25 protein-coding genes are annotated in these 27,000 nt (G+C 52.7%); 18 read left to right on the forward strand and 7 right to left on the reverse strand.

From position 1 onward, the window contains the following. Nucleotides 1–33 precede the first annotated feature (33 nt). Nucleotides 34–1,857: a DUF4268 domain-containing protein gene (locus H6G07_RS19155; RefSeq protein WP_073609740.1), complete on the forward strand. Its 1,824-nt coding sequence runs from the start codon at nt 34–36 to the stop codon at nt 1,855–1,857. Nucleotides 1,858–1,897: 40 nt separating this feature from the next. Here the strand turns inward: H6G07_RS19155 and H6G07_RS19160 are convergent, their stop codons facing one another. Continuing rightward, entirely contained in the window at nt 1,898–3,019 is a 1,122-nt protein-coding gene (locus H6G07_RS19160) for a transposase (RefSeq protein WP_199312251.1), read from the reverse strand. Nucleotides 3,020–3,481: 462 nt separating this feature from the next. Between H6G07_RS19160 and H6G07_RS27145 the strand changes: the two genes are divergently transcribed. Beyond that, the gene (locus H6G07_RS27145; RefSeq protein WP_422393867.1) at nt 3,482–3,856 is read left to right on the forward strand and encodes an SH3 domain-containing protein; all 375 of its coding nucleotides are present in this window, start codon (nt 3,482–3,484) and stop codon (nt 3,854–3,856) included. Here the strand turns inward: H6G07_RS27145 and H6G07_RS19170 are convergent. Further along, on the reverse strand, nt 3,814–4,032 hold the full coding sequence (locus H6G07_RS19170; protein ID WP_338420718.1) for a 3'-5' exonuclease: 219 nt from the start codon (nt 4,030–4,032) through the stop codon (nt 3,814–3,816). The two genes, H6G07_RS27145 and H6G07_RS19170, sit on opposite strands and share 43 nt — an antisense overlap. 796 nt (nt 4,033–4,828) lie before the next feature. On the opposite strand from H6G07_RS19170, the gene H6G07_RS19175 reads away from it, so the two are divergent. The 3 genes from H6G07_RS19175 (at nt 4,829) to H6G07_RS19185 (ending at nt 6,420) form a co-directional block, all read left to right on the forward strand. Next, on the forward strand, nt 4,829–5,197 hold the full coding sequence (locus H6G07_RS19175) for a hypothetical protein (RefSeq protein ID WP_139297113.1): 369 nt from the start codon (nt 4,829–4,831) through the stop codon (nt 5,195–5,197). Between the two features lie 4 nt (nt 5,198–5,201). Beyond that, nucleotides 5,202–5,687 carry a lecithin retinol acyltransferase family protein gene (locus H6G07_RS19180; RefSeq protein WP_084173365.1) on the forward strand — a complete coding sequence of 162 codons (486 nt, stop codon included), beginning with the start codon at nt 5,202–5,204 and terminating at the stop codon, nt 5,685–5,687. A gap of 121 nt (nt 5,688–5,808) precedes the next feature. Further along, nucleotides 5,809–6,420, forward strand: coding sequence for a hypothetical protein (locus tag H6G07_RS19185; protein ID WP_073609746.1), 612 nt, complete (start codon nt 5,809–5,811; stop codon nt 6,418–6,420). A 23-nt stretch (nt 6,421–6,443) separates the two neighbouring features. Here the strand turns inward: H6G07_RS19185 and H6G07_RS19190 are convergent, their stop codons facing one another. Next, nucleotides 6,444–8,324: a 3'-5' exonuclease gene (locus tag H6G07_RS19190; protein ID WP_073609747.1), complete on the reverse strand. Its 1,881-nt coding sequence runs from the start codon at nt 8,322–8,324 to the stop codon at nt 6,444–6,446. A 74-nt stretch (nt 8,325–8,398) separates the two neighbouring features. Here H6G07_RS19190 and H6G07_RS19195 point away from each other — a divergent pair, with 74 nt between their 5' ends. Further along, nucleotides 8,399–9,469, forward strand: coding sequence for a PDDEXK family nuclease (locus tag H6G07_RS19195; RefSeq protein ID WP_073609748.1), 1,071 nt, complete (start codon nt 8,399–8,401; stop codon nt 9,467–9,469). 514 nt (nt 9,470–9,983) lie between these two features. On the opposite strand, the gene H6G07_RS19200 is transcribed toward H6G07_RS19195, so the two are convergent. From H6G07_RS19200 to H6G07_RS19210, 3 genes are read right to left on the reverse strand one after another with little or no spacing between them, the layout of a single operon-like run. Further along, nucleotides 9,984–11,213, reverse strand: coding sequence for a ParB/RepB/Spo0J family partition protein (locus H6G07_RS19200; RefSeq protein ID WP_073609749.1), 1,230 nt, complete (start codon nt 11,211–11,213; stop codon nt 9,984–9,986). Further along, nucleotides 11,206–12,039, reverse strand: coding sequence for a ParA family protein (locus H6G07_RS26735; RefSeq protein WP_073609750.1), 834 nt, complete (start codon nt 12,037–12,039; stop codon nt 11,206–11,208). The genes H6G07_RS19200 and H6G07_RS26735 overlap by 8 nt, the downstream gene beginning before the upstream one ends. Nucleotides 12,040–12,071: 32 nt before the next feature. Further along, entirely contained in the window at nt 12,072–12,332 is a 261-nt protein-coding gene (locus tag H6G07_RS19210) for a hypothetical protein (RefSeq protein ID WP_139297115.1), read from the reverse strand. 272 nt (nt 12,333–12,604) lie between these two features. Between H6G07_RS19210 and H6G07_RS19215 the strand changes: the two genes are divergently transcribed. From H6G07_RS19215 to lepB, 3 genes are all read left to right on the forward strand, one after another. Further along, nucleotides 12,605–13,003 carry a hypothetical protein gene (locus H6G07_RS19215; RefSeq protein WP_139297116.1) on the forward strand — a complete coding sequence of 133 codons (399 nt, stop codon included), beginning with the start codon at nt 12,605–12,607 and terminating at the stop codon, nt 13,001–13,003. Between the two features lie 561 nt (nt 13,004–13,564). Beyond that, nucleotides 13,565–13,882 (forward strand): hypothetical protein, encoded by a 318-nt coding sequence (locus H6G07_RS19220; RefSeq protein ID WP_073609753.1) that lies wholly within the window; start codon nt 13,565–13,567, stop codon nt 13,880–13,882. 3 nt (nt 13,883–13,885) lie between these two features. Then, nucleotides 13,886–14,425 carry a signal peptidase I gene (lepB, locus tag H6G07_RS19225; RefSeq protein ID WP_073609754.1) on the forward strand — a complete coding sequence of 180 codons (540 nt, stop codon included), beginning with the start codon at nt 13,886–13,888 and terminating at the stop codon, nt 14,423–14,425. 4 nt (nt 14,426–14,429) lie between these two features. On the opposite strand, the gene H6G07_RS26950 is transcribed toward lepB, so the two are convergent. Further along, nucleotides 14,430–15,173: a response regulator transcription factor gene (locus tag H6G07_RS26950; RefSeq protein WP_171973060.1), complete on the reverse strand. Its 744-nt coding sequence runs from the start codon at nt 15,171–15,173 to the stop codon at nt 14,430–14,432. A 363-nt stretch (nt 15,174–15,536) separates the two neighbouring features. On the opposite strand from H6G07_RS26950, the gene H6G07_RS19235 reads away from it, so the two are divergent. From H6G07_RS19235 to H6G07_RS19275, 9 genes are all read left to right on the forward strand, one after another. Beyond that, nucleotides 15,537–16,202 carry a hypothetical protein gene (locus tag H6G07_RS19235; protein WP_139297117.1) on the forward strand — a complete coding sequence of 222 codons (666 nt, stop codon included), beginning with the start codon at nt 15,537–15,539 and terminating at the stop codon, nt 16,200–16,202. Between the two features lie 98 nt (nt 16,203–16,300). Then, nucleotides 16,301–16,735, forward strand: coding sequence for a hypothetical protein (locus H6G07_RS19240; protein ID WP_073609757.1), 435 nt, complete (start codon nt 16,301–16,303; stop codon nt 16,733–16,735). Between the two features lie 217 nt (nt 16,736–16,952). After that, complete coding sequence (locus H6G07_RS19245; protein WP_199312252.1) at nt 16,953–19,637, forward strand: putative type IV secretion/conjugal transfer ATPase; 2,685 nt, start codon at nt 16,953–16,955, stop codon at nt 19,635–19,637. 15 nt (nt 19,638–19,652) lie between these two features. Beyond that, nucleotides 19,653–21,026: a hypothetical protein gene (locus H6G07_RS19250; protein ID WP_139297118.1), complete on the forward strand. Its 1,374-nt coding sequence runs from the start codon at nt 19,653–19,655 to the stop codon at nt 21,024–21,026. A gap of 34 nt (nt 21,027–21,060) precedes the next feature. Then, entirely contained in the window at nt 21,061–22,221 is a 1,161-nt protein-coding gene (locus tag H6G07_RS19255) for a hypothetical protein (RefSeq protein WP_073609760.1), read from the forward strand. A gap of 50 nt (nt 22,222–22,271) precedes the next feature. Next, complete coding sequence (locus H6G07_RS19260) at nt 22,272–23,015, forward strand: hypothetical protein (RefSeq protein WP_073609761.1); 744 nt, start codon at nt 22,272–22,274, stop codon at nt 23,013–23,015. Further along, nucleotides 23,012–24,706, forward strand: coding sequence for a hypothetical protein (locus H6G07_RS19265; RefSeq protein WP_073609762.1), 1,695 nt, complete (start codon nt 23,012–23,014; stop codon nt 24,704–24,706). The genes H6G07_RS19260 and H6G07_RS19265 overlap by 4 nt, the downstream gene beginning before the upstream one ends. 9 nt (nt 24,707–24,715) lie before the next feature. Then, nucleotides 24,716–25,513 (forward strand): hypothetical protein, encoded by a 798-nt coding sequence (locus H6G07_RS19270; RefSeq protein WP_073609763.1) that lies wholly within the window; start codon nt 24,716–24,718, stop codon nt 25,511–25,513. Continuing rightward, a complete protein-coding gene (locus tag H6G07_RS19275; protein WP_073609764.1) occupies nt 25,513–27,000 on the forward strand; it encodes a hypothetical protein in 1,488 nt (495 codons plus the stop codon). The genes H6G07_RS19270 and H6G07_RS19275 overlap by 1 nt, the downstream gene beginning before the upstream one ends.

The raw sequence follows: 27,000 nt of genomic DNA on the forward strand, positions 1-27,000 counted from the left end.
ATAACGAAAACTCTTATCCTACAGTCAGATTTTATGCCTTTTATTATTGAAAGCATTCTTCCTCAAAGCCAACAGCTGATCTCAGTCAAGGTAGACGACGCTGTACAAACGGCGCTTGATTTTATGATTGAGCATGATTTTAGCCAGCTTATTGTTGTTGATTCTCAAGGTAAACTGGAGGGTCTTATTACCAGTGATTCTATTCTAAAGGCGTTAAGCTTCTTTCAAGCGACTGTTGATCAACTCAAAGTTTCTCACGCCCTTATAAAAGTTAAAGACTACCGTATAGATGATGATCTCTCCGAACTTCTTAAGAGGCTAAGAGATCTGAACGCAGTCCCAATTACTGATAAAGAGGGCTACCCAAAAGGCATTATCACCAGTTACGACACTACTGAATACTTTCGCACCCGTGCGGAAGACATCATGCTGGCCGAAGATGTCGAGACTACCCTTCGTGACTTTATCGAATCCTTTTACAAAGGTTCTAACGATGATGTTGACGAACAAAAGCTCAACGAAGCTATAGAAGCCATTATGACATCAGGAAAAGATGTCGAGAAAAAGTTTCAAAAAGCCTTACAGCAATATTTAGGGCAATGCAGCCAAGGTCAGACTTCTATTGATAAAGATGTTGCAAAGCAGGTCTTTGAAAGGCATTTGTCTCAGCCCTCTCAGATTAAAAAATTCTCAGAATTAACATTGTATGAATATATTCAGCTTTTCAGAAAAATCTGGGATCACTATCAAGAGAGCTTTAAGGGAATCGATTTAGCCGCAATCGACAACCTCCTAGCTACTGCCCGAAGCACTCGTAATGCCATTGCACACTTCAGAGAGATAACTCCTCAACAAAGAGAACACCTCAAGTTTTGTGCTGACTTCCTTGATAGACACCGTCCCACTATCAGCACCCTTCATATTGAGACTGGGTATGCTGCGGGAATTGGTTCTCCTGTAACTATAACTATTGGTAACACTGTCATTAGTAATAAAGTTATTGGTGATCAAGTTGCTGGCTTAATTAAGCAAATTCCCGACTTTTGGCAATCTATAACCGCCTCAACTCAGATGGATAGCGACGAGCCGTCTGAACTTGGCCCCCCTGCCGAAGAACTTGACCCTACTGACAGCCGCTATGCTCCTTTAGCCGTTTGGCTGCAAAATCAGGAATCGAACAAGCTTTCTCTATCCTTTGAAGAGATAGAAGCAATCATCCAAGATACTCTGCCTACCTCAGCTCGTAAGCATCGCAACTGGTGGGCCAACGATACCGTCAGCCATTCTCAATCACAGCAGTGGATTGAGGCAGGTTGGCGGGTTTCAAATGTCAACATTTCAGAAGAGAGGGTTATCTTCTCCCGTGTTGGCGAAAGGCAGATCGCCTATGTCAATTTCTTCAGTGCTCTTCGACCAAAATTGGAGTCAATTCCTAATTTGTCAGTTAAGCCAAGTACCAACGCCCAAGGACGGCACTGGTTTACCTTTGAGGTTTCAGCAGAGAACTACCCTGCCACTGTTCACGTTCTTTCCTTCGCTAGGAGTTCTAGGCTTCGTTTAGAGCTTTATATTGATGTAAATGATCGCGATCGTAACAAGCGCATTTTTGACTATCTCCAGGCTCAACACTTGGATATAGAAGCCGATTTTGGCGCTCCTTTGAGTTGGGAAAGACTCATTGGCCAACGTAGCGCCAGAGTAGCGGTATATCGCGAAAATTCCTCTATTACCGACACCCCCGAACACCTGGAGGAGATGCAAACCTGGCTCATTGAAACCCTCCCCCGATTCTACAAAGCTCTAGCTCAACGATTTCAATCCGCACTACAGGCCACACAGGCACCCTCAGTCAACTAGTCCTGTGTGATGAGACATGCAACCTCAGTAGATCGAAAACTCAAGCTGCCATAGGTAGATATACAGCCCGGACAAGTGGAAAATGTCGCTCAACCGCCTGGTGGATGAAGGACAGCATGGTTTTGAGCGGGAAGCGCTCTTGAAAGACCCGTCGCCCACCTCGTCGGGTCGCACTCACGGCCTGCCATAGCAGGTAAACCCAGAGATTCACCAGGATAAAGGCCAGAGCGATGTAGAGCAGCCGTAGCACGGGATTCTTGGTGGTGGAGCGGATACGGGCCTGGTTTTTGAGGCGATAACTGGTCTCAATACCGAAACGATAGCGGTAATGGCGATGCACCTGCGACCACGCTACATTGGCCCGATAAACCACATAGAGCAGGTATTGAATGCCGTGATTCCCTTGAGCGCCGTTGCGGTAGCGACAGATAATGACCATGGGGCAAGTCACCGAGCCATGGGTGGGGCTGCTCAGGGTGTAGACGGTTTGATAACTGCGTCGTCCTTTGCCAAGCGCACGGGTGCCACCCGTTTTGCCCCGGATAATGGCGGGCATGATGAACGGGAGCGTCAAGGCCATCAACCAGCGAATTACCGGCACACTGTAAAAGCCCCGGTCGAGATAGAGCCGCTCCACCTTTACGGTTAAGGGATTCATCGTGTCGAGTAGGCGGGTGATAATCGCCACCATAGTCTCTCCTCGCCGGACGGCATGGATAGCTAGGGTGACCCGCCGATGGGCACGAATCACGTACACCGTCGCGTAGGCAAAAAAGGATGTAGTGCCTGCTTTAGCTTGAGACCGATAGATGTACGGCACTTCCGCCTCACTCGGCTGACCGTAGTAGGGCAACAGATGCAGGTCGATGGCTAAGCGGTGACGATGATTCACGATGCCCGAAGGCAGATGGCTCTGGAGGGCCGCATTGAGTTGCTGCTCGACCATCACCATATCCTCAAATTTATCGAGGTGGTATCGTAGATCGTTGCCGGTGGGCACACCGGTCAGCTGTTGGGTCGCATGCTCAATGCTGTCGTGATGGCTTGCAGCCCACAGCAACACTTCGTAGAGGGTCTCTGGCTGGCACTCTCCCTGCATCGTCACCGGCAGATGGGCTTTCAGGCACTCTAGGGCAGCACTCAAGGTCGCGTCGTCGGTCAACACTGGTGTAGAGGATACTGAAGGGGGGCAGGTTGTCATGGCTTTTCGTCCACTATCTTCTAGCCTGACCCTACCCCTTTCCTAAGGATTTAGCCCCTGCCTCAATTCTTTGTGATCTACTGAACCTTGCTGAAGTACCTACAGCACTGGCGGACCTGGGGCAACGCGGCTGGATAAGGCGGGGGTGAGGCTGAAGGCAATTCAAGTCCTGGGTGGCGTTGATGGCGGCGCTACAGCGGTATCTGGAGGTGTCGGGGGAGGAGAGGGTGAATGCGATCGCGCAGTTGTAGAGGCTAATCAGCATACCCTTATCTACAGACGTTCTGGCGATAGTACATCCATGGCTTACTGCCTCTTTCAGGGAAACCCAAAGTATTATCGCCACAGGTGATCTCCCTCGACGTCAGCTCCTGCTGGAGGCTAGTTTAGAGCTTTAATGCAGGTTGAGCGATGAAAGCAAGGATGATATCTCATGGCCTTTTGATTGGCGCGATCTCAGCTATCGCAATAGCAAAACCTTTGCTCGCTCAGAGTACCTACTATTGCACCGATGAAGACGATGAAGCTGATGTCATAGCCTACGCCGAAACGGGCTCAATCCCTGGGTTTGTGTATGGGCAAACGTCTGGCTCTACAGTCAATGTCCGCGATCGCCCGAGGTTTGAAGGGGTAGTAGTTGGGACTGTTAAAGTGGGCCAGCAGGTTTCGCTCTCTGCCCGTGTCTATTCAGTAGACTCAGTTCCTGGCATTGGGCCGGAGTGCAATCTTTGGTACCAAGTGGGGCAAGGATGGGTTCATGCTGAATTTATCCGCTTAGCTGAGTTTGTTCCTAGGTGATGCAGGCGATTGCAGCTTAACACCAGCACCTCGATCGCCCTGGTCATGGCCACATAGAGCGACCGGGCCTCATCGGTCATATCGTTATAGCGGTTCGGCAGGTAGTCCACCATAGAGATGAATACCACCGGGAACTCTACTAGCCCCTTGCTCGCGTGCATCGTCATCAGCTTAATGCTTTTGGGGAATCTGGTCTTTCCGTCGAAGTGTCACAAGATAAAACACGATCTGGCACATAAATACAGAAAATTTTATTGGCCAAGGCTAGATTTTGGGCAAGTTAGTTTATATCAAATAATTATGATTATCAGAAATACAATTGTGATGACTGGTGCTGCTGTAGTTGGAGTTTCAGTACCATCTTTACTACTGTTAGGTGGGATGACTTTGTCACCCTGGGTCGGTGCTGCTGCTTTCACAAGTACTCTCGCAACTGGTAGCTTAACTATGATTGGGGGCTTACTAGGGCTCATACTCATCGGCGTTGTAGCAGCTCTCTTCGCTTACATTTTTCTTCAAGTTCAGCTTGCTTGGCTGCCTATTTAGTTCAAGAGATTTCACGAAGGCTACTATATAAAGGCTTGAACAATTTCTCTCAATTCTGTCGCTGATGCAGACAGCTCATGCCAGAACAGGAATATATTCCTGTTCTGGCATGAGGCTAATTTTTTTATGGCGCTGCATGAGTTCAGAAAAATTGTTAAAAGGGCTACCCGTGAGCAGCGCCACAATTTAGGAGAGTTAACTAGTTCAGGCTTTGGTAGCGATCCTGATACCCTGTGTAACCATATCCGCTATCTTAGGGCAGGCAGCATTGGACAACTGTTTTGGGATGAATCCTGGAAGCAGGTTGTCACCGATGTTGCGGATCATGTAGGTATAGACTGGCTTGCGCTCCTAAATGGGCGACGTTGGAAGCATCTTAAAACCGACGAAATTGAAACAGCTATAGTTGCCAAGGTGTTTCAGGATATGTTCGACCGACTAACCCCAGAGCAGCGAGAGCAGGTGGTGTTGGAGATGAAGCGCAGCAGTGATGATCCTAACTTCACCGGCTTATTACTGACGGGTGGGGCGCTAGCGGCTGCCAGGGCTAGTGGATTTGGGGTGTACCTCATAGCCAGCACCATACTTGGGGGGCTTACCAGCACCCTGGGCATTACCTTGCCCTTCGCGGCTTACATGGGTATGAGTCAGGTGATTGCCCTGACAATTGGCCCAGTGGGCTGGCTGGCTTTGTTTGGTGGGCTGGCTTTCACCTTGAACCAGCCCAACTGGCAGCGTTTGACTCTGGGTGTTGTCTATGTGTCAGTGATTCGGAATACTCCTGCTAGAGGGTAATGTTATGGGCTTTCAACTGGGCGGGACCAATGTACTCCGGGTCTGTAAGATGCCGATTCAATCCCTGGCTGGTCTGGCCGATCACTACTTTCTTAGCGAGACGGGCCGCTTTGATAACTCCCTTGGTTGGGGGCCGGAAGGCTTAGAACTAAAGGGCATAGTTAAGGTCACAGAATTGCAACTGGAACGAGTTGAGCAGTTCATGGCAGCTGCTCAATACAGCATTGCTGTCAACAACTGCGAACACTTTGCGAACTACGTGCTCTATGGAATTAACCTCTCCTCCCAGCAGCACACATGGTGGAAAGATCTAGGGGCTGAGGTGATCAGCAGATTACAGCTAACCCAGGGGCGAGGGGCGAACTATCAGACCTTCATGCGACAGCAGGTGGCTGAACTTTTGAATGAGAATCTACGCCAGGAGCATATCAAACGGGCGAATCAGGAGCGTATAGATTTTTGGAAAGCCCGAGGGGTTGATGTTAAATAGAATATTGGAATGTAGCGAGCTTTCCAATTGTAGGTGAGTAGAAGATAGGGTTTAATAACTCAAAACGTTAATTTGTTATTTATCTGTTTAGAATAAAATCCGGGATACATATTTCATCTTTATGTTTACAGATATCAGTCTAGAATATGATTCATCCAAAATTCAATTCCAAGATTTTGATCTCAAAGGGGTACTTGATGAAATAAACACTGTTGCTTTTATTGAAAGAATCCTCCCAGACGGGGAATTGGAAGAAGTTGTTAATGTTAACAAAATCTTGCCTAAAGAAGTTTGGAAACAAAACTGCCATGGTGTTACAAGTGAGTTAATCAAATATAGGTCAGACCTGCAAATGGTCTACGGCTACCTCATGATTGGGAAAGTTCCAATCAATTTAACTCCCCCTTATCTAGTAGTTGATGAGTTTTCTGATTTAATGATTAAACACAATGAGGAAAAAGGACTCAAGTCAGAAGCTAATAGAATTCGCGAAAATACTTGGGAAATGAAGATCGACGAAGAAAATAATCAAGTCATGCTCAGGTTGCGTCATCACTCCGTAGTTCAAGATGAAAGGGGAAATCTTATTGAATGCCTGTACGATAAGTATCCTTTAAATAGTGAGAAGAAGTATGAATATGGTTATGTGTTTCTTCCTCACGCCTCAGCTGAGTTCCTTGCCAATAAATCAGCTATATCACCTTGCAATCTTGTGATCTCCTGTAGCATGTAGTTTTGAGGTCTTTCAGAGAAAATTCACATTCTATGGAATTTTGTTGCTCCTGATCTCTCCAACGCCCCCTCCAATCGCTCAGCAAACACCGACCTGCGATCGCAGCTCAACACCAGCACCTCGATCGCCCTGGTCATGGCCACATAGAGCAACCGAGCCTCATCAGCCATATCGTTGTAGCGGTTCGGCAGGTAGCCCACCCCAGGGATAAACACTACCGGGAACTCTAGCCCCTTGCTCGCGTGCATAGTCATCAGCTTGATGCTTTGGGTCGATGGGTCAAAGTTACGACTGCTGCTGCTCTGGTTGAGCCAGTCCACGGGCAACGCGGCCTGCTGAAGCTGCTGGAAAGCCTTCTCTCCCATCCACTTGTCGCGGTAGATAATCGCCATCTCATTCCAGGGAATCCCCCGCTCTTGCAGCTGCTGGGCTCTCTGGATGATGTGATCCACCTCTGCCTTATAGCTCCGGCACTTCACCAGCTCCGGCACCGGCCCCTCGCGCCCGGCGCTGTTGGGTTGCACCAGCGGCGGCATGTCCTCATCAGGACTGGTGGGCTGCATGACCTCTTTAGCAAACTCGTAGGCCAGCATCAGCACCTGGGCGGTGTTGCGGTAGTTGAGCTTGAGGATAGTGGTTCTGCCCTGGGCCTTGATACCCACGCTCTTGAAGCTGAATTCTTGCTTGGCCCGCTGGCCGTAGAGGTTTTGGGCATCGTCGTAGAGCACCAGCAGAGAATCGGTGGAGGGGTTCACCATCTGGGCGACCAGCTTTAACCACTCGGGTGCAAAGTCGTGGCCCTCATCGACCATCACCGCCCCATACTGCCCGGTAGGAATCTTCCCAGCCTCGACGGCAGCCACCACCGCAGCCTCTAGCCGTTGGATGTACTCAGCGCCTTTGTATTGCCGGTAATCGGGGCGCGGCAGCTGGTGCTGTTTCAGCACTTCGGTACACCAGCCATGGAAATGGCGGACGGTGACCAGGTGGGCCAGACCCTTTTCTGCCATCAGCGCTCGCAGTCTTGAAGCCAGCGCCACGTTAAAGCACAGCACCAAAACGGTCTGCATGGCCTCTGCTAGATGCTGACAGCGGTAGGCCAAAATTAAGGTCTTGCCAGAGCCAGCTACCCCGTGAATAACCCGGTGGCCTTCGCCCAGGCTGCGGGCTAGCTGCTCTTGCTGTAGGTCCATGACCTTGAGCACCTGCGGGATAGCGGTCTGTAGGATGTCGGCGGGCTCATCGTCGAAGAAAGAGAGCTGCTTGGCGGAGATGCGCATCTCTGGGTACAGGTGCCAGCGAACGCGGTCGATCTGCTCGTTGGTTAGCGTGGTGCCAAAGTTGTAGTGGCTCATGGCCCAGAGCTGTTCTTGAAAGGCCCCTGGGTCTACGGCTTCGGTCATTTCGTCTTTGCAGATGACCCGGTGAGGATCGATGACTTGGGCCAGCACTGGCTCAGCGTCGAACATGCGGCGGGTGATGTTGGGCAGCACCACACCATAGGCGTAGGGGCAGCGGAGCTTGCCCTGGTAGCGGCCTGTGGGCTGCACTAGCTCTGGGTCTTGCTCCAGAAGTGAGCACATGGCCAGGACGTAATCTCGCGCCTGATGGAGAGGATTTTTGACCTGTTTGATCAAGCCCTTGGGTGGGGTTGCGATCGCAAACTCATCAGGGTTCACAGACTTGATGGTGTCGAGCCGCCAGTCTTTGACCTCCAGCACGAAGAGACCGCGCGCGCGGTGCAGGAGGATGAAATCGGGATGCAGGGCTTTGGGGCCTACGGATACGTCGTACCAGAGCAGGTAATCATCATCGAGCTTGGCTTCTAGTCGCTGGGCCAGGCGGCGCTCTCCCCCGGTCATGCGAGAGGCGCAGCTGCTGTAGGAGGGGATGAGAGTAGCCATTGTGCCAAGGGTTTCGAGTTTCCCCATTGTGCCCAGTAAGGCTATAACTCGTTGCTAGATTGGACGTTCTGAGTATGGAAGAACAATCTGTGGTTAGCCCGTTAGGCAACGTGTCGCTTAGAAAAGTAGCTCAAGGATGGGAGTTTGCCAGTGAGAAATCGCTAGAAGACTTTGTATGGAGCGCATTGGAAGATCTCCTGCACCTGCGCCCGTTCCAGCGGCAGTATGCCGTTAAAGGTGAGGTTTGCGACATCCTAGCTTTGACGGTAGATCGCCGCCTTGTGATTCTAGAGCTGAAGAACACAGAAGATCGCTATGTCGTTCAGCAGCTTACCCGCTACTATGCCAACCTGCTGGAGGAGCGCCCGTTCTCAGATGTCATTGACTATGAGAAGCCCGTTCGCCTAATTGCGATCGCCCCCTCCTTTCACCGCCACAACCACATCGATCGGCAACACAGCCAATTGGCCTTCGAGTTCATCCAGGTGAAAGTTACACAAACAGAGCAGTTCTATCTTGAACTCAAGTTTGAGGATGAGGGTAAGCAGCCGGTTTTAGCCCCCCTTCCTTACCAAGAAGTGGGACTGGCTAGGCAGCCTGAAGCTTTAGCGAGTGTGCCGGAGCCCCTTCTGAGATGGTTGGGGGCGTGCTCAGGGGCTGAGCAAGAGGCTTTCCTGGAGACGAGACAGCAGATTCTGACATTCGACTCCAGGATTCAGGAAATCGTCGAGGCTAAAAGCATTCGGTACGGGACTGGTAAGTCCAAACTCTGTGCAGAGATTTGCTTTAACCGTAGCTTGCAACGCCCCATCCTCTTTCTCTGGTTACCGCTTCCCACATACTCGAAGGCATCCAGTAAACCAGAGAGGATAGGCCGACTGCGGCTTTGGCTTAGTGATGGTGTATCGACTCATATAGGCCATGTACCTGAAGGGTTTGGCAAGATGCGGCCAGAAGAGGAATGGAAGTCGATACCCCGAAGCAAATGGCCTCGACAATCGTTGATCTATAACGCTAGTCACCGCTCGTTGATAGCTAATCCCATTGGCGGGTACGTGCGCTCATCATTGGGCGTTGAGGATAGCTCAAACCTCCTGGAACTCATCGTGTCTACTGCTTTGCAGAAGTGGATAGATAGGCTCTAAACAAACGCTGCTGAGTGTTGAAGCTATGTTTCTCGGTGGACCTGACCTGCGATCGCACCCTAGCCCACCCCTCGGCAGCTGTGCTAGCTTGGCAAAGTGGGGGGCTTATGTGAGTTCCAGATAGGCCCCCCATCAAAAGAGCGCCTCCCACATAGCAGTGGGTTAATCTGCTATCTGGGAGGGGGGCTCTCAATATTCACTGGCGATCGCTGTGCTGGTCAGCCCAAGTCTTCGCTCCGAGCAAACTACACTCCACACCCCCGCTGGGAAACCGGCGGGCTTTTTATTGCCGCAAAAAAAGAGCCCCACCGTGGCTACCCTGCTCGGTGGGACTCTTTCAGAGCGTATCTATGCCTGGGTTTAGTTTGCCCGGTTAATGTGCAGGATTGCGATCGCACGTCAATACCAGCACCTCGATCGCCTTGGTAGCTAAACCTCATCGCGTCGCCATCGCCCACAGAAACGATCGGCCCCAGGCTTTTGGCTTTATATTAGTGCTACATTTTTATTGTTTTTAGCGCTTGTTTTTTCCTTCTTTCCCCCTATCTTGGTAGTATTCTGAAAGCGCCTGAATCGAAGTTGAAACTCTTTCCAAGAGTTCCAACCCTTTGTCGTCATTTTCAATAGTCTCGTCAATACGAAGAGTTCTTAGCTGTTTCAAAAGCTCTTTCAGAACAGTCGTTGCATTTATGTTTTTTTCAAGTAATTCAGCACCAGCTACTGTGACTGATCTTTGCAAGTTCGCTTCACTTGCAATATCCCCAGAGCCTGAACTTGGTTCGACTTCAGCATTGTCAGCGTCAATTGTCGTGCCGTCATTCGCTGCCAACGTAGGCGATGAATCGGCCATCTCTAGCGCTAGTTTGTTGATGAGCATTTTCATCTTGCGCTTTGGCATTGTGCCATTTTGGCCCTCGATCGCTTTAGCCCAGATCGCTTCGGGGGCATTTCTAAGTATCAGCGCGTTGCTTGGCGTTAGCGTTCGATTATTGATTGATTCTTTGAGTTTGTCTGGAAGCGACATCAAAGGCAATCTAGCATTTACCATCGTCGCTATCGTGATATTTAACGAGGATAGTAATCGCAGAACGATTTCAGAACCATCTACATTTTCATAGATCCATTCGATCGCTTCTTTTTCATTTCCCTTTGAAACCAGTTGATTCTGAATCCTATAAAGGAGCGATACAACTTCCTGCTCAGTTTTTTTCAGTTTTGACCTGAGCAAATTGACGATCGATTCCCCTTGCTCTAGGGCATTAAAACGATTCTTTAAGGCATCACCCACCAACGTGTACGCTAGGGCTTCCTCGTCGGTGCACTCATGGAACCTGGCCTTGATCTTCGCCTGGCCCAGCACATCCTTAATGGTTCTCCACCGCGTCTCGCCATCCAGTAGCTGGTAGCGGCATTCTCCGACTGTGCGTAGGACTACAGGGTCTTGCTGCCCCTCTATTCTGAGGCTTTGAGCCATGCCCTCCAGGTCGAAAAATTTTCTAGGCTGTCCGAAAATTTCGACCACTTTGCCTGAACCGTCAGTGATCGAAATCGCCATCGGTTCAATTAGGTTGACATCAATCCAAACCCAATCTGTTGTCCCTCCAGCAACCCCTGCCTCAAGTTGCTTAATCCTTTCCTTGAGAGCTTCAATTTCCTCATCCTTCTCCCCTAAAAGCGATACAGCCTGGGCTGTGTTAGCCCCTTGAGCCAAATTCGTGAAGGAGCGCTTGACACCCTTAGCCATGATCAGCCTCCAATACAGCTTTAGCCAAAGCCTCAAACAGCCCCGCGATCTTCCAAGTGGTGCGATCGCTGCGATACAGGCGCAGAGGTAACCCTACCGCTCCAGCGTTGGTTAAGTACCGGGTTTGTTGGATTGCCGGGAAGACATGGATGGGCTCTGGCAGCGATCGCAGCACCACTGGCAGGGAATCCTCAATGCCTGGTCCATCGGCCAGGCATTCTCGGTGCATGGCGGCATCTTTATCAAAAGCGTTTGGTTGGACTCCAAGTATCTTGGGCTTAGGCTTTAGGCGCAAATCCCGGCTAAATTCCGCAATCCACTGGATCAAGCCAAACCCAGCGTTTATATCCTTTGTGTCTGGTTTGAGCACGATCAGGATTTGGTTGCAGGCTGGGAGAACCATTTGGTGAAACTGCTCTATGGTTCCTGGGCAATCAAAAATAACCACGTTATGGGGGAGTGGTGCGTCTTCGATCGCGTCGGCCAAGAGGTATGCTGCGCGGGGCTCTTTTTGGATCTGCCTGGAACCCTCGTTCAGAAAGTGGCCACCTAGGACAGCATCAACTTTTTCAATTCCGTAATCCCGCCATACAGGTTTAAGGGGCCATGGCCCCTTAAACCCTGGCTTAAGTGCTGCAACCAGAGTTTCCCCAATACTACTGGGGTTTTCCAGGCCCGTAAAAAGGGCGGCTGTGCCGTTGCTGTCGCAGTCAATGAGGCAGACGCTTTGTCCCAGGCAGGCAAGCGAATATGCCAGGTTAGTGGCCACTGTCGATTTACCTGTCCCTCCGGCGCAGGACATGATAGCTAATCGTACTTGTGTCATGCTCAAGACCTCAACGTAGTGCAAGAATACATCTAAAAATCCGGTTTTTTAATCGGCGGCGTTCCCTTGCTGACTCGGGGCGATCGTATAGCTGCGGTGCCAACTTGAAACGGCACCCCTTCATTCTCCTGGGGCAGTGCGGCCATAAGCTGCTCGGCATGGGCTAGGGAACGGTCTGCTGCCTTGGTTTGGTAGGGAGTGGTGATGCTTCTGAATTCCCACTCCGCTGATTTACAGCCCCCGCAGATGCCCTTAGAGTAGTAGCGCACCTCTAGCCAAGAGTAATTTTTCATCAGGGTGCCAATGCGATCGAGCTTTGTCGTTATCCTTGCTATACCTACCATCCCAGTAGCTCGAAAGACCTTCCTCAATCACTGCTGGCGATTCCGGGATGTCCCTGACCAGCCGCTGGGTGCACTTGGTCGACCGCTTGACGCGTCTGATCTCTACATCCAGCGATGCTACCTACTTAGGCATACCATCTGAATATATTACATTGCTATAGAATAATCAATACCAATGTAATGACGAATGTATCAGTTTTCTCTGCCTTGGTATTGATGTTGTGCTGTATAGTGATCTGGCGGAAGCGAATGGTTGGCTCATGAGCGATAGAAGTCTGCTGAATTTGACTTCTCCACCACCCCGCTATGGGGTGAAAAAAAAGTTGAGGCACATTCTGGCAACCTCAGAGGCGATCGCTCGGATTGACGCCCTAGCTGTGCAGTTTTCAGTAAGTCGCTCTGAGCTGGTTGAGTTGCTCGGTCGCGCCCACCTCACTCTCACATTGCCTGTAACCCGTGCTGAGTCACCTGCCAGCCATGATCTGATTCGCCATGCGGCATGGGTCACTGATGATGGGTGGGCCGGAATAAAGAAATTGGCCGCAGGGAATGGTCTTTCGTTGAAAGATTTTTTTGCCCAGTTTGAGTATGAAGTTATTTTGAATAAGGTTTTCTCATAAGCGGTACGTTAGCTGATTAAGGTGGATGCACCGTATAAGAATTTTGAGATAGTCTTCGATCTATTTGTTTTCGTAACAAAACCTTTACTGCGATACCAGGGAGATATTGCAGGTTTATTGTGTGAGTGCAAAGGTTTTATAGATTTTCGATGGTGAAGAAATCCGGCTAAATCTATGCTCTTATCCCCGCAGTTTTCAGGAGGTTTCTATGGATCTACTTTTTAAGGAATAGAAAGGAAGAGTACCCCAACTGCAAGCGCTCCACCCCTTGTTAGCGACCTTGGGAGAATCCAGGCCCTGGGCCACTGCGCAGAGGGAACCCAGAATCCCGTTGTAAGTAGCCCTGCGGCTAATGGCAGTATTAGGTATCCTTGATGGTCAAAAACGCTGCCAAACAAGAACAATGCAGTCATCACTGCAAAAAAGCTACCAAGGACAAGCTCTAGCCACCGCACCACTCGCGGAGTTGGGGGCATGACTCCTTCCTTCCACTTTTCTCAAGGTTTACCCCTTCGTTATAGCGTTTTTGTGTAAGACCCAAAACATGCAGGAGATATAGGCATGGCTAACGACGCTGCACGACACTCGGCCACCCCACCAGGCCGTGGTGATCCTTTGGATTGGGACGAGAGTGCGATCGCTTTATTCGCTCCTCTCCTAGAAGAACTACTGAATGATGATCTTCAGCCAGAGCCGCAGCCACAGCTCAACCTCCTGCAATCTCTAGTTGAGGTGGCCAAGGATTTGGATGACATCTGCGCTCGGCTCTCCGGTCGCCCGTTGACTGTCTCCCAAATGAAGGCCTTGGCTGGCATTGAGATGCTATCAGGCTCATTGTCTGCCAAGACTGACGACTTTGTTGCTCTCTTTCAGGACTAAAACATGCAGAAGCGCGAATTCCTTAGGCCCGGTGAAATCCAAATCATCAAACAGTCCTTAGGCGATGTATTCGCAATCGCGGCTGTTGGCATCCCTCTCCTTGTACTTTTAAGGAGTGTCATTCCCCTTAGCCACATTCCTAGCGAATCAATGGAGCCTACTCTGCATGGAGGCGACCACGTCCTGGTGAACAACATGCAGTATTTCACCAAAGACCCCGAGCGGGGTGACATCGTGGCCTTTGACTCAGGGTTTAGGGCAGGACTTATGAACAGAGAGCAGGTTCTTTTTGTAAAACGAGTTGTCGGTATACCCGGCGATGAGCTGCAAATCGTAAATGGAAGTCTCTACATTAACGGGGACATCTTTACCGAATCCTACGCTATCGGGCAACAGAGGGACTTCGCTTTAACTAAAGTTACTCAAGGGCATTATTTTTTAATGGGGGATAACCGAGATAAATCCTATGACTCTCGGTATCTTGGGCCGGTTCCTGAAGGTCGTATCAAAGGGAAAGTTCTTTTGACTTTGCCTTTTAATTAACGACCTACGCGGTCATTGCTGTTTGTCGGGCGAGATGGAATTCACTGGCGTCAATTTCCCCTTCCATCTTGATCGCATCAAGGAAAAAGTAGCCCCCAGACCGCTCTGTGTGAAAAAATCCTTCTTTGTACCTTTTATCAATCCACCATCCCTTAGGAACACCTTCTAGGGCATCCCTAATAGCTTTCCTGAGCCTATAAATATTTCCGTCAACTACTCTGATATCAAGGCTTTCAGTTATTCTCTGAGATTCACTTTCGATACTCAACTGTTCGAGTAATTCAGGCCGTGTCCAGATTCTCTGCGGGTATCGCAAAAAGCACTTCAGCAAAATGAATTGAATCTGACCTACATTTAGACTTGCCAGGAGTGTGCCCTGATTGGCCTTGAGAAAAACGTGGTGAGTATGCAGATCGACTAGCAGATGGGGCGAGGCCAGTGTTCTACAAGATATGCCTAGCCGTCGATCTAGTGCCATCACCTGGGCCATCAGTACCGGCTCACGCAAGGGAACTTCGCTGACCAGGTCAAAGCCCATATTGTAGAGGCCATCTAAGTCAACCTCTTCGTGATGGGTGATCGCGATAATGACTGGATAGTAGCTAGTCCGATGATTGAGTCCGTATAGCCGCTGCAATTTCAAAAAGAAACTTGGCAGCGATGAGATATCCCATGTGGTAATGAATACAAGATCAGGTCGATTTTGGGTTATTGCTGTCAATGCCATCTCGGCGGATGAGGCCGTCACCTCATGCCCCGCTTCCCTCAAGCACTGGATCATGGACGTAAGGCGTTCGGGTCGGTTGCATATCAAAAGAGCTCTCACTGCAATACCCCTTCATCAAGATTCTTTCTACTTTCGATAATCTTTCTGTAAATCTCAGGGGATCTGCGGAGGCTTAAGGTTTTATTCATATTCCCGAGTAACTAGAGGTATTTTGAAGTGTTCTGCAACATTTGTTTATCTCAGGTGTATTTGCGTAAGTTTTCTTAGTCAAAGTTAATCAAAGAGGGCAGGTTTTCCATACAGGGGAGAAATTCGGCTGATACGGTTTTACTCAAGCCGCAGAAGGCACCGGTTTGTTTTGTTCCTTTCTCTGTGATTCCTGTCATGAGCGTAAGTACTGTCCCTCTCCAATTGACTCCTGCTGAACGGGAAGCTGCTTCTCGTTTTTCTTCAAGAATTGTTGACCAAATCAATGCCAATGGTACGGCCCAAGCTATTTCTGTTAGCGAGCGAAACCTCTTCAGTTCACTATCAGACAACAAATTCCTTCGACAGGTACTTAAGTTGCTGCCCTGGTTTAGCGTCGGTGGTCTGGTCGGATTCCGTCTATTAACAGCATCTCCTGTCCTAGCTATTGGTTCTGGCTTGGTTATGGCCGTCAGCCTTATCCTTCGTCGGGCTGCCAAGAAAGACAACTTTGCAAATCGCATCTTGAGCAAAATCAAAGGCCCTCGTGCAGTTCGGCTGGTTATTGGCGTTCTCTTCGGCTTAACACTGTGGATGAGGCATACCAATCCGCTGTTTGCACAGTTCTTCCAGGTGGCTGAGGACTTCTTTACGACCACTTTTCCTGACGCAGGGGATGTTGTTCCCCTGGTGTTTGGGGTAATTCGAGCGCTGTTTTTGCTCTACATTGCGGTTTCTCTGGTGCGTGTTATCCAAGCAGCTAGAAATGACGACGATTGGCAGCAGTTGGCTCGTGCTCCCATGATTATCGTCATGGCGGTGGTTATTGGGGATGTGCTGGCAACCTTGGTAGTTGGAGCCTAGCCTCGGGCGACCTCATATCTAAATGGCTATGCGACAGCCATTTAGATATCGAGGCCAAATGACTGTACAACTTCATTTTCTAGCAGAGAGTAATCTCCATGTTGGGACACCCCAATGATTTTGTCCCGGTAAACGGGGCGATCAATATGAAGCCAGGGTTTGGGCCGATTCCGGCAGACCAGCTGGTTCCTTGGTGTGTGATTGCCCTGTTCAATATCGTTATTGTCAATCGAATTTTTGGGGCTGGGTGGATACCGACGATCTTGTGCATCGGCTGGGGGGCCGCAACTTGGTGGGTGCTGACGGGGTCTGATGCATCGCGTTTTCTTTCCAAGTTTCATTCACCTCCCAGCTGGTGCTACGGCCACCTTGCCTATTTCACGCCACTCGCGCCGTACCCCGACCTGAATCCGAAATCGAGCAGAGGCAGGACGACCAAAAAGGCGAAAAAGAGTTTCAAAAAAGCAGAGAAAAGGAAGGCACTCAAAACTTCCAAAACTTCCCAGCATCGACCCAGAGCAGATTATTTCTGAGCAATGGGTTCAAGACAATTAGAGAGTCAAGCGCATGGCAAGTGGAAAGCTCGGAAAACGCAATATAAAGTCTCTTAAGTCAACAAAAGGTGGGTCGGCAAAGACGACGCTAAAGGCGTTTGAGGATTTTTGCAGCCTCAGAACCTTTGTCAGATTTAAGATGAAAGGCCGGAGTGTAGGGGCCGCTCTTCTATCGCATAAAAATAGCTATCGCCTAGTGTTTGGATTTACCTGTCGAGGGCTGCACGACACGTTGCGGTCTGAGCAGATTTTTCCCACGGTTGAGCGGCTAGAGTCTGGGCTCAAGGAACTGCCTCGCAATGGCACGATGACGGTTCAGCTCAGCAGCTTTGCTACCGATCGCGATCGCCAGGCTGAGCTAGATGAGCTAATTGCGTCGGCCCCATCGGCTGAGATCAAGCTCATTTTGCTCAGCGAGAAGAAACGTGCCCAAGACCTGGCCAGTCAAGGGGTTCGCAAGGTCAAGACTATGACTATCTACTGTACCTATACCATTGCTGGAGATGATCGCGCTGGGGCGGAGGCTGACCCGATTGAGAGAGCATTGGCCTCGCTGGTTTCATTCTGGGAAGGGTTTAAGGGTAAGGGAAAAAACGTCATCTTGAGGCGGTTTGAGGAGATGTTTAGCTCTGCCTTTGAAGAAGGCTATATGCGTTGGGAGTCTCTGCTGGCCATCAAGATGGGGCTTGAAATTTCTCCCATGTCTGCTGAGGATCTTTGGGGTAAAACCTGGGATATTTTCAATACGAATCAGCCCCCCGATGTCCCCAACCCCCTTACGTTCGATGGGCAGACTATTACGGAAGAGGCCACCAGTGAATACGATCCAAAATCGTTGTTGATTCAGGGCGAGGGCGGTGAGATGACCGTCCCTGATGCGGATCGCGCCTGGGTCAAGGTGAGGGGCAAATACGTTGCCGTCATGCCCTTTGTGGCAAAGCCTGCGGGGTTCTCCAACATGCGTGCCCAGTTGAGGTATCTCTGGGATGTGCTGTGCCGCCACCAGGTGGTGGATACCGAGATTTTCTGCCAGGTTTCCCCGGCGAATCAGGCCATTGTCAAAACTCAAATGCAGCGGCTGATTAAACAGTCGAACAATGCCGCCACAGCAGCGGCCAGCTCCAACTCCATTGACGTGGGGGCTGCCCTCAAGGTGCAAAAGTCGGTGGAGGCGACCGCACAAATTATCGAAGGCGCGATCCCCGTCAAGATTGCAACAGTGATGGTGATCCATCGCTCCAGCCGGGCTAAGCTGACGGAAGCCTGTCGGCACATGGCCGAGGGATTCCTATTGCCCGCGAAGGTGGTCAGAGAACCCGAGGTGGCGTGGCAGCAGTGGCTACAGTGTCATCCCACGCTGGCGTGGGAGAAGCTGCTAATGTCCCCGTACAACCGGACACAGACCTACCTCAGCAGCGAAGCTCCCGGACTGATTCCGTTCACCATGACTCGCCAGGTCAGCAGGCAGGGTTTTGAACTGATTGCAGACGAGGGAGGGAGCCCGGTCAAGATCGACTTCATTGGCGAGCATCGCAACATTGCTGTTTTTGGCACCACCCGATCAGGTAAATCGGTATGTGTGTCAGGGATGTTGTCTATGTTTCTGGCGAAGGGTTACCCCATCGTATGCCTGGACTACCCCAAACCGGATGGCACCTCCACCTTTACTGACTACGCTAAATTCCTAGGCGACCATGCCGCCTATTTCGATATTGGGCGAGAGTCCAACAACCTGCTGGAACTGCCAACCCTCACCGGTCTGAGCCCCGAAGATCGCGATGAACGTATGCAGGACTATGTTTCGTTCTTGGAGTCAGCCCTCGTCACAATGGTGTTGCCCTCCACCGAAAACCAGCAGCTGCTTGAGCAAACGGTCAGGAGCTTGATCGGCAGAGCTTTGAGTAAATTCTTTGTCGATGCCGACATATTGAGTCGGTACAGGGCGGCTGAATCCGATGGGTTTGGCAGTGAGGCCTGGAAACGGATGCCCACCCTTGAAGATTTTATTGAGTTCTGCTCCTTCGACAAGCTAGAGCTAGAAGAAAGCGGGAGTGATGAAATTGCCAATGCGGCCAGCCATATCAAGCTTCAGCTGAACTACTGGTTAAAATCGCGGATCGGTAAGGCGATCGGTCGGGCTAGCTCTTTCCGAACGGATGCCCAACTACTGGTCTTTGCTCTGAGAAACTTGAGCAACGAAAATGAGGCCGCGATTCTTTCTCTATCTGCCTATTCTGCTGCCCTTCGCCGTGCCCTGGGTAGCCCAAAGTCAATTTTCTTTATCGATGAGTCACCGATCCTTTTTGAGTACAAAACGATTTCTCAACTGATTGGCCGATTATGTGCGAACGGTGCCAAGGCTGGCATTCGCGTCATGCTGTCGGCTCAAGATCCAGACACCATCATGAAGTCAGTGTCTGGGGCCAAGGTCATGCAAAACATGAGCACCAAGATGATTGGCCGTATCCAGGCTGTGGCGGTGGACTCCTTTGAGACGTTGCTGGGGTACCCCAGAGAGGTGATCGCTAGGAATGCGACAGAGGCATTTTTTCCAAAGAGGACAGAGCTTTATTCAAATTGGCTGCTCGACATAGATGGGCAGTATCTCTACTGTCGCTTTTACCCTGGCGCAGTTCAAATTGCAGCAGTCGCTAACAACCCAGACGAACAAGAGCTGAGAGATTTGATGCTCAGCCGTCTCCGGCATGAAGGCAAATTTAAGGCCATGGCCAGATTTGCTGAATGCTACGTTAACGCCATTCGTAATGGCGGCGGAATAGCCGATCTGGTCGAGCAAGAAAAAGCTTTGGCGCAACGTGAATTAACCCATGTCTACTCATCAGTGGAGCTTCAATCTCGACCCTTAAGTTCAGTTAATTAGTCATGAGGCGTATCTATGAATCGACGACTATCAAAAACTGGATTGCGCTCATTAACGCTCGTTGGCGCATTGGCTATCGCCATGGCCCCTGGGGAGCCAGTACGGGCTCAGGCCATAAATCCGACTTCCATTACTGCTGACCCGACTGCGACATTCGCCCCGACTTCTACCACAGGCTCTATCCCTGGACTTGACGTGGGGGCGCTTGCCAATGGGGGCTGGGGTAGTGGTACGGGCAGCATTCTCAATGGCGACCTGAGCAGCATCCTCAACGGCGGTGGTCTAGGCAGCATTCTCAATGGTGACCTGGGCAGCATCCTCAACGGTGGTGGCCTAGGCGGTATTCTCAATGGCGACCTGAGCAGCATCCTTAACGGTGGTGGCCTAGGTGGCATCCTCAATGGCGACCTGGGAAGTATCCTCAACGGCGGCGGATTAGGTGGCATTCTCAACGGTGACTTAGCCAGCATCCTGAACGGTGGTGGCCTAGGCGGCATTCTCAATGGCGACCTGGGCAGCATTCTCAATGGCGGTGGTCTGGGCGGCATCCTCAACGGCGGTTGGGGCGGCACCCCCACTGGCGGTGGCCTGGGTGGCATCTTGACGGGTGGAGGAGGATCTAACAACCCTCTCGGGGACATTCTCAATGCCGGTGGCGGGTTTGGCGGCGGGGCTGTGCTTGGCCCTGGTGGTCTTTTTGGTGATGGCGCAGGCGCTGGGCATCGGGCTGAGGTTAATATCAGAACTCAGACCCTGGTTCAAGGTGTCGCGGCTCGCTCTCCAACCGTTGCTACGGCGGCGGGGCGCTTTCTGGACAACATTCGAGGTGGTTTTGGCACACCACCTGAATTTATTACTGGCAGCTTAGGCGTTCCCGACGTGCTGGCATCCCAGCTCGCGCTCACCACTGCGATCGTATCTGGGGCAGAAAAGGGTTCACCTGGTGCGGCCTCCCAACGGGTAGACCGATTCAACATGAACCCGATCGCCCTAGCTGATACGGCGAGTAAAGAGGTCTCCCGTGCGGCGGCGGCTGGCTTCGCCAACTCCCTCCTCAGTGAGGAGGGCCAAGCGGGGATTGTGGCTGAGGTCAAGGCCACAGACGACACCTTGCAGGAAATCGTGGTTCTGGCTGAAGAGGCCCAGAGCCTGGATGTGACGCAAGACATTATGAAAAGCCACATTGCGGCCCTGGCGCAATCGTCGGCCATCGACGTGGCTCAGTACGGTCAAAGCATCCAGATGCGGCAGCAACTGGCGGCTGACTCGCTGGTGCAAATTGAAGCTGCCCGAGAGCTATCTGCTCTCAACCGGGCGCAATCTCGACAGGGCATGGCCCAGGCCGCTGAGGTGATCAACAGCTCGGCGGGCCTAGTGCTTTTCCAGTAACTAGCCCAGGCAACGGTTCTACTTGGTGACGGCGATGAGCGTAATTTTCACGCAGATTTTAGGGGTGCAAGGTGCTGGCGAGCTGCTTCGCCAGGGCTTTGAGATGAGCCGTGACATCGGCGATATCTATAGCCTGTATTGGACGCAGCTGTTTACTTCGGAACTCTATACCCAAATCACTGGACTGGCACTGATCTTTGCCGTTGGGGCGCTGGTCTTGTTCATGATGCGATTTGCCTACATGGCCGTGCATGAGGATGATTACCGAGAACCGCTGAGAATGTTGGTGTGGCCGCTGATTGTGGTTGCTCTACTGAGCAATCAAGGTAGCCTTTTGGGCACCTCTACTCGCTCTGTTCGAGATGTCATCAACCGGACGAACGAGCAGGTGCTGCAAGTCTCGATGTTGAACGTCACCTTGGAAGAAGCGATTCGGGGGGCGATCGCCAAGGGAGTTGTGGTTGCCGAGGTAGATGCCCAAGTGCAGCAATGTCAGTCCCTACTGGGTGAGGCTCAGATCCAGTGTCTGGAAATGGCCTATGAGCAGATCGAGGCGACGGTGGGCGACTTCAAGCAGCATTGGCTGGTAACGGCTACGGGCATTGCTGGCAGTGTCTTTCCTCAAATTGATATGACCTTGCAGATGGTGCGAGGGGCGATCGACGCCTATAACACTGACGGTAGTGTGGGCGATATTCTGCCGGGTGCATTTGGGGGCCTGATTGGCTCCCAGTCCCGCGTGATTATCCATGCCTTTCTGATGGCATTCCAGTGGGCGTTTGTGAATTTGATTCAAATTTCGCTATTGCTCACGGCGCTGATGGGGCCGTTTGCTGTGGCGGCCAGTCTGTTGCCCTTTGGCGGCAAACCCATCTTTGCCTGGATCACCGGATTCTTGAGTCTGGGGTTTGCTCAGATGGCCTACAACATCATTGTCGGCATGTGTGCCGTCGTGATAATGAATGCCAACACCTTTGATACCAATGGTTTCCTGGTATTAATCGCCCTGCTGGCCCCGGCGCTGGCGCTGGGGTTAGCCAGTGGGGGCGGCCTGGCGATTTTCAATATCATGCTGGCCGGGTCAACTGGGGCCGCGACGATCCTGCTCAGCCGGATGGCGCTATCGACTACCCACGTCAGTACCAACCATTCCTCTCAATCGGCCTATCCAAGACTGCCCCAAGGGGGGCGTTGATTTCTGCCTGGGTGAGACTCCTTTGGCTGTAGACCCTGTAGGTAAATGAGATGACGTTAATCAACCCGAAAAGACAAGGTTTACTTGCAACCGAAAACCTCCTCCCCCTCTTTGTGTTGCTAGCGCTAGTGCTGGGCGGCCTCAATCTGTTGCTGACGGCAGTGCTAGGGATGACGACCAGTCAAATTGCCAGAAAGCCTGTCCCGACGCTGGTGCAAACCATTGATGGCAATTCGTTTACGGTGAAGCCGATCGACAACCTGGATAGAACCCCGGAGTCGATTCGCCTGTTCACTCGGCAGGCAATGACGATGTTATTTACCTGGAATGGCGTCAGTCAAGCCCAGGATGCGACCGGGACCATCCAAACAACGACTGATTCAGGCGTCAAGGCAGGAAGTAACACGGTTACGACCAAGGCGTGGCAAGCGAGTTTTAGTCTTTCTGAAGACTTTCGGGCTTCATTTTTGGAACAGGTCGGTGCATTGACCCCGCGATCGGTGTTTCAGGGGCAGGCGCAAAGCGTTTTCAATATTGAATCGCTGTCTGAACCTCTGCTCATTGCGCCTGGGTTTTGGGACGTAACCATGGTCGCGAACCTGATTATTTTTGACGTGAAAAATCCTGGTGGGATTGCGATTCCGGTCAACAAAGTGATTCGTATTCAGGCCGTTGAGCCACCCGCTGACCCGATGGAGGCTGAGGCGACGGCAGTGCAGCGGGCTGTCTATCAGGTGCGTTCGGCAGGACTGCAAATTACTGACATTACTGAGATGACGGAGGCGGCAAGATGACGACTGGAACTGAAAACGGAAATGGGGCGGCGATCGCTCCGAACACTCTAGATTTGCTGCTCGATGAAGGCGATCTCGATCGCGATGAGCTCTACGAGCTATCTCTGCTGGTTGGCATTCACCCAGAGAACGCCCCTTCTCATCCTGGAGCATTGGGTGATAAGTCGTTGGATGGTGTGGCGACCGACCCCGATGGGGAAGGGGATGATGCAGAGGAGTTGGTTGACCGCGATGTGTTGGCCGGTCGTGTCCATGCAGACGGAAAGACCCGTACCCCGATCTGGGCTAACCCGCTGGTGAAGGCAGGTTCCGTCGCCCTGATTGGGGGTGTATGCATGGTGGTAGTGGGGGGTGTTTTATCGGGTTTCCAAAGTGCTGGAAAGCGAGATCTGACCCCAACGGCGAGGCCAGAACAAGCGCCGGAGCCGCCTCCAGATCTGACTCAGTTGGCCCTAGAGCGTCAGCGGCAGGAGATTGGGCAACTCAAGACGCGCAATGCCCTGGGGAATCAAACCCAGGCGTTGCAACTCCACGAGGCTCGAACCAATGGTGAAGGGAATGATCCATCAGCCGCCGAGTTACTAGCGTTGCGCAATCAGATGGCTCGCGCCCAGGCCGTACAGGAAGGGGGCGCTCAGCCTGCGCCGAATGCTCAGACTGCCGCTGCTGTCTCTCCCCAGGCCGTGCAACCCACTGGGCCAGTGACTCGCCCTGCGCCGTCCTATGCCCCTGTTGCGCCGCGTCCGACACCATCGCCTAGACCCACCGCATCATCGCCTCCGCGACAACCCGTAGTGAATATGCCTCCCCCGCCTCCCCCCGAGGTTCTTTGGGCCTCATTGGCGGCGATGGGCAGCTATGGTACCGGCACGGGGATGGAACCTGCCTTTACTCCAAGTCGTTCATCACAACCTGCGCCAGTAGCATCAGCCCCTTTGGCAGACTTGCCCCAGCAGCCCGCAGCGACTGGGCCTACCGCGCAACTTGTCAGCAATCCACCTCCTGCGTCGTTGCAGGTAGAGGAGGCTGCAATCCTAGGGCGACCTCTGAAGCGGGTAGCTCCCGGCACCACGGCGGCGGCCACCCTGGTCGCCCCGATTTATTGGGCCGAAGATTTGAGTCGAGAACAGCAGAGTCAGCGAACGGCGATCGCCCTCAGCCAGCCACTTCTAGCTGATAACGGTGCTGTGGCGCTGGACGTTGGCACCGTGCTGGTGGCCGAGGTGTCTGTGCTGGCAGGCTCGGGGATGGTGGAGCTGTCGGTCACCGATGTGGTCACGGTTGAAAATGGGGTGAGCAAGGTAACGCCAGTGCCCCTCAACCACCTGCTGATCACGGGCGGCAGCGGTAATCCTCTAATCGCTCAAGAGATGCGCAATGGTGGCGAGGTCAGGGCGGCACAGATGCAGCTAGCCGCCCTGGGGGCGCTCGGTCATGTGGGCGAGCTGCTCAATCGTCCCCTTAGCCAACAGACGATTATCGGCGAGGGGGCCAGTGCTGTCGCCACCGAATACGCCCCGGTCAACATCATTGCGGGTCTTCTATCAGGCGCGGCTCAGGCTGTTTTACCCATTGAGCAGCAGCGGGTGACTCAGCGCATTGACGACTACGACTCCCGCAACCGGATCTGGTTTCACGACACTGCGGAGGTGTCTGTCTTTGCCCTGAACGAATTTGTCTTTGAGCCGTAGGATGCCACGATGAAAGACCGGAACAGACTGCTATGCATAGCGCTGACGGCTTGTGCCGTCCCCCTCTGGTGGGTGGTGTTGGGGATACCTAGCTTGGCCCAGGGTCGCCCGCTGCGACAGGAGGTGCGGATAGAATCGGCTCAGGCGGGTACGGTACCGATCACGGTCTGGCCGGGGTCTGGGGCCAACCTCGACTTTTCTCGCCTCGGGCTGCGCATTTATAGAGCCTGGCTAGATGACCCATCTAAGCTGACCATCGACTTTGACGCGCCCCTCGATGCCGGTGGCGCTCAGGTGGTACACCTCCGGCGCATCAGCGGTGTTGCGTTCCAGGGATTGCCTTCTACCCCAGCTACCCTACTCTCCGTAGTGGCGCGAGATGCCTCCGGTACAGCTCACCTTTTCCAGTTTCCGATCGCTTATGGCTCTGGGCCAGCCGACTACTCGACGATCGCGGTGGTTCCTGCCCCGGCACCAGCTGGCCCCAGGTTCATGATTCAAGCCTCGGCTATCCCTGGCCAGGGTGCTACTCCCCTAACGTTCTCCCACGGGATTGCGGCCCTGATTGAAGCTGGGACGATCGCCCCCAATGGGCCAATGCACCAAAGTCTGAGGGCATTCCTGGCGTTGATCGCCAACGACGTGCCGGTGGTAGAGGCATCGGCTCAGACTGGTATAAGCCTGGAGGTGGTGCAGGCGGTGGCGATGCGAGGGCTAGAGCAGCAGCGCCAATCTATCCCGAGGCCCGGTATTGTCCCTGAGGATGCTGAAGCAGCACCGCTTGACCCGGCTGGAGGTGACGAATGATGGGGCGGGTGGCGTCGATCCCGGCGTTGATTCTCCTGGTGGCGCTGGGGGTAGTGTCTGGGGCCGGTGCGGTCGCATCCCCACCCAACCCAGCCTCTGCTCAGGAGACGCTGGCCCAGCCCGATGTCCTGCGAGTGGGGGCAACAGAGCAAACTTCCACCTCGGGCCTGACTGTCGCTGATTTTAATTTGCCGCTGGGGGTGCTGCGGATTGGCGATCGCCAGGCGGCTATACCTGACTGGCGGCTGATTGCCTTCTCTGACCTGCCCGTGTTGGCAGAGTCTGGAACCTGGGGGTCGGTGTCGTGGCAGCGGGGCGATGCGATCGCTGATGTGCTGACGGTGGGTGATTTGCAGGGTGGGTTTGACGTACACCTATTGACGATTGCGGCGATCGCCGATCAACTGGGGGTGTATGCCAGCAAGGGCAGAGATGGAGGGATTAGAGCTATCCCCTTAAACAAGTTTGGGCTGCTGAACTATCAAACGCTCTCTTCCTTGGTTAGAGTTGCTCCGGCGCTCTTGTCTCTAAGGGTAAGTGACTCTCGGTTGGTCAAAGACCTGATTGCCATCGTTGACCCCACGTTCGTCGCGACTGGTGGCACCTTGGGCGAGTTGATCAAGCAGCACCCAAAGTATGGCGAGATCAGCTTGTCCTATCTCGACCTGGCCAACTACACCTTCAGTGAGCTGCCGGGGATTGAGATCGCTCCGATCCAAAACTTTAGCCAGTGGGAGTCGGCCAAACTCACCGAGGTGCCGCTGCTCGAACACCTCAGCCTGTGGACATTACCAGGCAAAATTGGCGTGCAGGGTGAGATCGCGATCGCCACCGTGCAGGAGGCCGACGAGGGTGCCCTCGAAGTAGTCTTTTCGGCCCCAGATTCAGCCCCAGGGCCGGCGCGATCGCTCACTTGGTGGGTTGGGCAGCTCCAGGTGGGTGGTTTGGGGACGGGCGACCTTACTACCGTCAATCAGGGGTTAGAGCCGCTGGGTGCCGCCATCTATAACCCGTCGTTTAAGGTGGTGCCGCATTGGGTTTCCCGCGATGAGATCCAGCTGGTGGCTTACTTCAGAACCTGTCGGCGGTCGGGGGAGGGCACGGCGGCAGACTGTTCGCCCTACGGTATTGGCCCGATTCCCTTCATGGTGGTCAAGCCGGGGGATGCCGTCTTTTTGGGGCAACAGGCCTTTGGCGCTATTCCCTACAGCCCCACCCCAGAGACCCCAGCTCTAGCCCCAGATGAGTCGAGCCGGGTGAGCCAGGCGATTGAAGCTCTGGCTGATAATCCAGGGCCAGCCGGACTGGTGGCGTTTTCATCAACCCTGGCGCTGGCGCTGGTCTGGGGGCTGTGGAAGGGCAACCCAGCCCAATTATTCACCCTGCTGGCTCAGGTAACCCGCGATCTGCCGCCCGTCCAGAACCAGTCCCAGAAACATTCATCGACTCGATCTCGACCTAACCCCAAGAGCCAGAAGAAGGCCTAG

Source organism: Phormidium tenue FACHB-1052, from assembly GCF_014696675.1.
GTDB classification, from domain to species: Bacteria; Cyanobacteriota; Cyanobacteriia; order Phormidesmidales; family Phormidesmidaceae; genus Nodosilinea; species Nodosilinea tenuis_A.